General features: G+C 65.3%; 6 protein-coding genes. 2 read left to right on the plus strand and 4 right to left on the minus strand.

All coding sequences use genetic code 11. The annotated features are described in order from the left end of the window. Positions 1-47: 47 nt before the first annotated feature. The 4 genes from ACTJK6_RS09125 to ACTJK6_RS09140 form a co-directional block, all read right to left on the minus strand. Positions 48-2,678: a DNA topoisomerase III gene (locus tag ACTJK6_RS09125; RefSeq protein WP_440838760.1), complete on the minus strand. Its 2,631-nt coding sequence runs from the start codon at positions 2,676-2,678 to the stop codon at positions 48-50. Between the two features lie 253 nt (positions 2,679-2,931). Next, the gene (locus ACTJK6_RS09130; RefSeq protein ID WP_232041561.1) at positions 2,932-3,312 is read right to left on the minus strand and encodes a thioredoxin family protein; all 381 of its coding nucleotides are present in this window, start codon (positions 3,310-3,312) and stop codon (positions 2,932-2,934) included. A 62-nt stretch (positions 3,313-3,374) separates the two neighbouring features. Beyond that, positions 3,375-4,583 (minus strand): DNA-processing protein DprA, encoded by a 1,209-nt coding sequence (gene dprA, locus ACTJK6_RS09135; RefSeq protein ID WP_316870382.1) that lies wholly within the window; start codon positions 4,581-4,583, stop codon positions 3,375-3,377. A gap of 25 nt (positions 4,584-4,608) precedes the next feature. After that, positions 4,609-5,796 carry a LysM peptidoglycan-binding domain-containing protein gene (locus tag ACTJK6_RS09140; protein WP_343618640.1) on the minus strand — a complete coding sequence of 396 codons (1,188 nt, stop codon included), beginning with the start codon at positions 5,794-5,796 and terminating at the stop codon, positions 4,609-4,611. A gap of 252 nt (positions 5,797-6,048) precedes the next feature. Between ACTJK6_RS09140 and def the strand changes: the two genes are divergently transcribed. Together def and ACTJK6_RS09150 are read left to right on the plus strand one after the other, a co-directional pair. Next, positions 6,049-6,564 carry a peptide deformylase gene (gene def / locus ACTJK6_RS09145; protein ID WP_092974019.1) on the plus strand — a complete coding sequence of 172 codons (516 nt, stop codon included), beginning with the start codon at positions 6,049-6,051 and terminating at the stop codon, positions 6,562-6,564. A gap of 10 nt (positions 6,565-6,574) precedes the next feature. Next, on the plus strand, positions 6,575-7,058 hold a 484-nt coding region (locus tag ACTJK6_RS09150; RefSeq protein ID WP_440838762.1), incomplete at its 3' end, for an ArnT family glycosyltransferase.

A 7,058-nucleotide genomic window follows, 5' to 3' on the forward strand; every position in this document is an offset into this window, starting at 1 on the left:
GGGAGGACAGTGTCCTCCCGTTTGCGTTGATGCCGGCGAAACCGCGTTCAGGTCTCGCTGGTGCTTTCCTCGTCAGCCTCGGTTTCAGTGGCTTTCTTGCGCGCCGGGGCTTTCTTGGCGGCCGTCTTGCTCGCAGTCTTGGCCGGTGCCTTCTTGGCGGCAGGCGTCTTGGCCGCAGCCGTCGTCTTCTTCGCCGCGGTCTTGGCACCGGGCTTGCCCTTGCCTTCGCCGCGCGGCTCGAATTCGAAGCCGATCTTGCCGTCCGGCTGCTTGACCAGGAACGCCTTGAAGTTACGGCCCGTGCGCGCCGACTTGAAGCCGGTCAGCAGGTCCGTCTTGCCCTCGGTCAGCAGCTTGGCCAACTGCTCGCGGCTGATCTCCTGCTGCAGGATGATCTTGCCGGTGGTGAAGTCGCAGGTCTTCGGCTGCGCCACGGCGTTTTCGCACACATACTTCAGGCCGTGCTCGTAGACGCTGCCGTTGCACTTCGGGCAGTGGCCGACGCTTTCCTGACCGGAGAAATCGACCGGCTCGCCGTCGTCTTCGTCGCTCTGGCCGAAGTCGAACTCCATCTTCCAATGGCCGTCTTCCTGCGCCAGCTTGAGGATGGCCGCAAACGGACGGCCCATCTTGCTACGGAAGCCCTGCAGCGGGCCGATGGTCTTGTTGGTCAGCAGCTCTTCTACCTCGTCCAGTTCGAACTGGCGGCCGCCCGGGATCTTGCTGATCGAGAAGTCGCAGTGGCTGCAGGCGAAGCGGCGGTAGTTTTCCTTGACCACGTGACCGCATTGCGGGCACGGCGTGGAAAGCGTCGCGTAGTCGCCGGGGATGGTGTCGCTGTCGTATTCCTTGGCACGCTTGACGATCTGCTGCGTCATCTGCGCGATCTCGCGCATGAATTCGTCGCGCTCCAGCTGACCGCGTTCGATCAGCGAAAGCTTGTGCTCCCAGCCGCCGGTCAACTCGGCCTGCGTCAGTTCCTCCACGCCCAGGCCGCGCAGCAGCGTCATCAGCTGGAAGGCCTTGGCCGTCGGGATCAGCTCGCGGCCTTCGCGCACGAGGTACTTTTCCGTCAACAGCCCTTCGATGATGGCCGCGCGCGTGGCTGGCGTGCCCAGGCCCTTGCCGGCCATGGCTTCACGCAGCGCGTCGTCGTCGACGAGCTTGCCGGCGCCTTCCATGGCGGACAGCAGCGTCGCTTCGTTGTAGCGCGCAGGCGGCTTGGTGGTCAGGCCCACCGGCTCGACCTTGTCCGTCTTGACGCGCTCGTCCTTGGCGACCGGCACGAGGTTGGCATCTTCGCCCTGCGCCTCGCGGCCGTACACGACCAGCCAGCCCGGGTTCACCAGCACCTTGCCTTCGGTCTTGAAGTGATGCCCGGCCACCTCGGTAATCCGCGTAGTGACCTGGTATTCGGCCGCCGGGAAGAACACCGCCAGGAAGCGGCGCACCACCAGGTCGTACAGCTTCTGCTCGGGCTCCGACAGATTCTTCGGCGCCTGCAGCGTCGGGATGATGGCGAAGTGATCGCTGATCTTGCTGTTGTCGAAGATCCGCTTGTTCGGCTTGACCCACTGGTTGGCCAGGATCTTCTTCGCGTGCGTCAGGTAGTTGGGCGAGCTTTCGCCCAGCATGTCCAGCGTCTGCTTGACCGTGCCCATGTAGTCTTCGGGCAGCGCGCGCGAATCGGTACGCGGGTAGGTCAGCACCTTGTGCTTTTCATACAGCGCCTGCGCCAGGCCCAGCGTGTTCTTGGCCGAGAAACCGAAGCGGCCGTTGGCCTCGCGCTGCAGGCTGGTCAGATCGAACAATGCCGGCGACATCTGCGTCGACGGCTTCGATTCTTCCGTCACCGAGCCCGGCTTGTCGCGGCACGCGGCCACGATGCTCTTGGCCTCGGCCTCGCTCCACAGACGCGAATCGCGCTGCTCGGGGTCGAACTCGTTCTTCTTGAACTTCGGGTCGAACCAGCGGCCTTCGTACAGGCCGGCCGCGGCGATGAATTCAGCGCGCACTTCCCAGTAATCGCGCGGGACGAAGCGTTTGATCTTCTCTTCGCGCTCCACCACGATCGACAGCGTGGGCGTTTGCACGCGGCCCACGGTGGTCAGGAAGAAGCCGCCGCCCTTGCTGTTGAACGCGGTCATGGCGCGCGTGCCGTTGATACCGACCAGCCAGTCGGCCTCGGAACGGCAGCGGGCGGCATCGGCCAGCGGCATCATGTCTTCGTTGCTGCGCAGCTTGCCAAAGCCATCACGGATGGATTGCGGCGTCATCGACTGCAGCCACAGCCGCTTCACCGGCAGCTTGGTGTTCGCGTGTTGCGCGATCAGGCGGAAGATCAGTTCACCTTCGCGCCCCGCGTCACAGGCGTTGATCAGGCCGGTCACGTCCTTGCGCTTGATCAGCCGCGTCAGCACCTTTAGGCGCGATTCCGACTTGGCGATCGGGCGCAGGTCAAAGTGCGGCGGGATCACGGGCAGATGCGCGAAGCTCCATTTGCCGCGCTTGACTTCGTATTCATCGGGCGCAGCAATCTCGACCAGATGGCCGACCGCCGACGAGAGGACGTAGTCGTCGCTCTCAAAGTACTCGTCGTGCTTGGTGAAGCCACCCAGCGCGCGCGCGATATCAGCGGCGACCGACGGTTTTTCGGCAATGATGAGAGCCTTGGACATGTGAGCGGATCCTGGCGATCGCAAGTAATCGGGTAAAGAAGAAGTCGCTTTTCTATAGCGACCGTTCGCGTATTTTTTAGAGTCTTATGGCAACGCCTGCCGACTTCAAGTACCGCGGGCGCCTCGTCAGAACGCGCGCCGGGGCCGTCAATCCATAGATCAGCCCCAAATTTGGCCGCCAATCATAAGCGCGGTTCCTTTTCAGGCGCAATAGAGTGGCGCATGCATCGCTTAGCGTTGTCAAGGCCGGCGATCACGCCGATTCCAGCAGCCAGCCTCGCAAATCCGGGGCCGCTGACACCGCAGGAGCCACGTCTAGATCACGCGAAAGCAATCCCTCCACCACGCCTGCGTGAGGCAAGACAGGGCCGAAAAACAACACATCGCGCCCGCGCTGCACCAGGAGGGTCGGGAAGTTCTCAACGTCGTAATCGCCCAGCGCGTCGGCATGGTCTTCCACATCGACCCAGGCGAAGCAGCACTCCGGATGCCGCTCCGCTAGCTCAGTGAAGGTCTTGCGATAGCTGCGGCACGTGCCGCACCACTCGGCGCACAGGCACGCCACCAACAGTTGCCCCGAGCGCATGCGTGCGTGCAGCGTGGCGGCGTCGGTATCAGGCGAGAGCAGTGGCATGAAATAAAGCGCTAAGCGACCAGCGGGGTGACGAACGGGTCGCGCTTATTGTAGGCACGCTTTCAGGGAAGCCGCAGGAAGCGCCCGCCGGGCTGACGCTCAACGCGGCCATCCAGCTCCAGCGCCAGGAGCTGTGCGGACAGCGGAGCAGCCGCCTGACCGGTGCGCTCACACAAGGTATCCAGATCGACAGGATCAAACCCGAGCGCGTCGAGCAACACGGTTTCAGCAGCACTTGGCGCCGGGCGCGCAGCAGGGACAACCGGTGCAGCCGGAGACGCCTCTGCTGCCGCGCGCGTCGCACGTTTGGCCGGTGCAGAAGCACGCCCCCAGCCAAGTTCATCGAGGATATCGGCCGCAGTTTCCACCAGCTTGGCGCCTTGCTTGATCAGCAGGTGGCAGCCCTTGGCCAGTGGCGAATGGATCGACCCCGGAATCGCAAACACATCGCGCCCCTGCTCGGCCGCCAGCCGCGCGGTGATGAGCGAGCCGGACTGCGCCGCCGCTTCCACCACCAGCAGCCCGCGCGCCAAACCCGAGATCAGGCGATTGCGACGCGGGAAGTTTTCGGCGCGTGCGCCCATCCCCAACGGGTATTCGGAGATGATCACGCCAGCCTCGGCAATGCGATGCGCCAGCGCCCGGTTGCGGGCCGGGTAAACAATATCCAGCCCCGTACCCACCACTGCAATGGTGCTGCCAGGGCCGGCCAGCGCGCCTTCATGCGCCGCCGCATCGATGCCGAGCGCCAGGCCTGACACGACCGCCACGCTCGCCGCCGACAGCGCCTGGGAAAACGCCCGCGCGTTGTCGATGCCGGCCGCCGTGGCGCTGCGCGCACCCACCACGCCCACGGCTGCCGCGCGCAGCAGCGAGGCATCGCCCTTGGTGTAAAGCAAGGTCGGCGGGTCCGGCAGTTCGAGCAGGCGGGGCGGGTAGCCGCGATCGGCCAGCGTGAAGATGGCGTTGCCGGGCTCGTTCACCCAGGCGACGGTACGCTCGATCAACGCCGCAAGCGTATCGTCGGGCTCGGCGAGCACCGCACGCGCTTGGCGCTCCGGAAGCACCTTGGCGAGCGCGGCATACGGCTGGGCAAAGATGTCTTGCGGCAGCCCGAAGGCCGCCAGCAATTGCCGCGCGGCCACGGGCCCAACGCCGGGGGTTTCAGTCAGACGCAGCCACGCAGCCAGTTCGGCCGGATCGCGCGTACAGGAGAGGGAGGCTGTGGAATCGGCCGCGGCGAGCGCCGCGACCTGGGATGCATCGGTCAAATCAAGGACTGCGTTAGTGGGTAGTTCAGGGTTGCGGCGACATCGGGTTGCTGACGCTGTCACCCACTTCCACGGCGTTCGATGCGTCCGTCACCAGCGCATAGGCCACATGCGGGAACACACGGAACACGAAGGCCAGGCCGTAGCGCTCTGCGGGCAGCTGCACGGCCTCGTTGCCGGCGGTGGCGTCCTTCACAAGCGCGCCAGCGCGCGCCAGCGACAGCACGTGGCCCGGCTCCAGCCCTTGCTGGCTGCCGATGTTCAGCACAACCACCTGGTCGGTGCCGCCAAAGCGCACGCCGCCCGTCACCTTGGCGACCGCGCCGCGCACGTCGCCTTCCGGCGCATGCGGCACATAGCGCACCGGCACGCGGGGGGGCAGTGGCATCAGCTGCGAGCCGACGCCCATTTCTTCCTTGGACGACAGCACTTCCATCTTGGTGACCGCCTGCGGGCCGGTCGCCGCGCGCACTACGCGCAGCGTGCCGAGGAAGTCGGCTTCATAACCGAGCACGTTGCCGGTCACGGGGTCCTTGAGCGGCCGGACCGGGCGATACGCCTGCCATTCGGTGCCGGCCTGGCCGCCTTCGCCTGCAGGCAGACCGCGGGCGTAGGCGTTTTCGCCCTTGCCCAAATAGACACGGCCTTCCGGCAGCGAGAAGATGCGCGCCGGCGTGGCCAGCGTTTCTTCATCCACCACGATCGGCTGGGTCAGGAAGGGCTCGATGGCGGCGGAGGGAATGCTGGAGATGGCGTCGCCATCCTGCCCCGACACGCGGGTATGCGGCGACAGGCGCACCGTGCTGCCATCCGCCGACGCCGGCGAACTCGACAGCCAAGCACGGCCATTGGCGTGATGCAGATACAGGATCTGGCCGGGATAGATCAAATGCGGATTGCGAATCTGCTCCCGGTTCATGCCCCACAGCTCGGGCCAGCGATAGGGCCGCTTGAGGTACTTGCCCGAGATTGCCCAAAGCGTGTCGCCACGGCGCACCGTGTACTGCGCGGGCGCGGTGGCGGACAGTTCGGATTCGGGGATGCCCGCTTGGGCAGCTGTCGCAGCCTGCGCCTGTTGCGCCGGCGTCACAGTGCGCTCGGCGGCGTGGGCAGCGCCCATGCAGAAAAGCGCTGCCGCGGCAACCGCCGACAGGGCGCAAACGTAAGGCTGGCGCGCTTTCGTGGCGGTTTGCATGGCGGGCTGAGAGTGCATCGGTGTGTTACGATGGCGCATTATTCTATGAAGAATCGGCGAGTGGTCCGCGTGCCTGTTCGACGCCTCACCGCCGCAGCTGTACGCAGTTCTGCGTCGCAGCAAGAGGGGTATGGCATCCAACATTCGTCAGGCTTTTTCCTAAGCCATGTGGCGGATAGCGCCCCCGATTCTGCATGACATTCCAAGCGATCGCAATTGAAGGCAACCCCTCGTTAGCGTGGCCTTCTGCAACCGTTGTTGCCAAGCATCATGGCCCTACTGAATATCCTGCAATACCCTGATCCGCGGCTGCATAAGGTCGCCAAACCGGTCGCCGTTGTGGATGACCGCATCCGCAAACTGGTGGCCGACATGGCGGAGACCATGTACGAGGCGCCCGGCGTTGGCCTGGCCGCCACGCAGGTCGACGTGCACGAGCGCGTGATCACCATCGACGTTTCGGAGTCGCGCGACGAACTGCGCGTGTTCATCAACCCGGAGATCATCTGGGCAAGTGATGAGCACAAGGTCTGGGACGAAGGCTGCCTGTCCGTTCCCGATATCTATGACAAGGTCGACCGTCCGGCCCGCGTGCGCGTGCGCGCACTGAACGAAAAGGGCGAAACCTTCGAGCTGGAGGCAGACGACCTCCTGGCGGTGTGCATTCAGCACGAGATGGACCACCTGATGGGCAAGGTTTTCGTCGAATACCTCTCGCCGCTCAAGCAGACGCGCATCCGCTCCAAGCTCAAGAAGCATCAACGCGACGCGGTGCCGCAGCGTTGAACGCGTTCCCATGCCTGCCGACGCCGACGCGCACCCTCGCTCCATCCCGCTGATGCCGATCGCCCCCGTCGACGCAGGCACGAACGCCAGCCCGCGCCGCCTGTCGGCACTGCTGGTGCGACGTTGGCGTGCCGTCGTCGTCCTGATGCTGTGCGCGTATTTCGTTGCGGGCACGTTCTGGCGTGCGCCCTGGAAAGCCGACGAGCCGTATTCCTTCGGCATCGTCATCAACATCATCGAGCGCGGCGACTGGGTCGTCCCCAACGTCGCCTTCGAGCCGTTCGTCGAAAAACCCCCGCTGATGTATTGGACGGGCGCGCTGGCGGCGCTGGCGCTGCCCGACATGCCGCCGCACGAAGCCGTGCGCGTGGCGGTGCTGTTCTGGATGGCGCTGACGTGCTGGGCGGTCTGGCGCACGGCGCGCCTGCTGCGCAGCGAAGCGCGCGACTGGCGCTTGCGCGTCGGCGCAGACCTCGCGCGCGGACGGCCGGGGC

Source organism: Ralstonia sp. 22086, from assembly GCF_052045975.1.
GTDB classification, from domain to species: domain Bacteria; phylum Pseudomonadota; class Gammaproteobacteria; order Burkholderiales; family Burkholderiaceae; genus Ralstonia; species Ralstonia wenshanensis.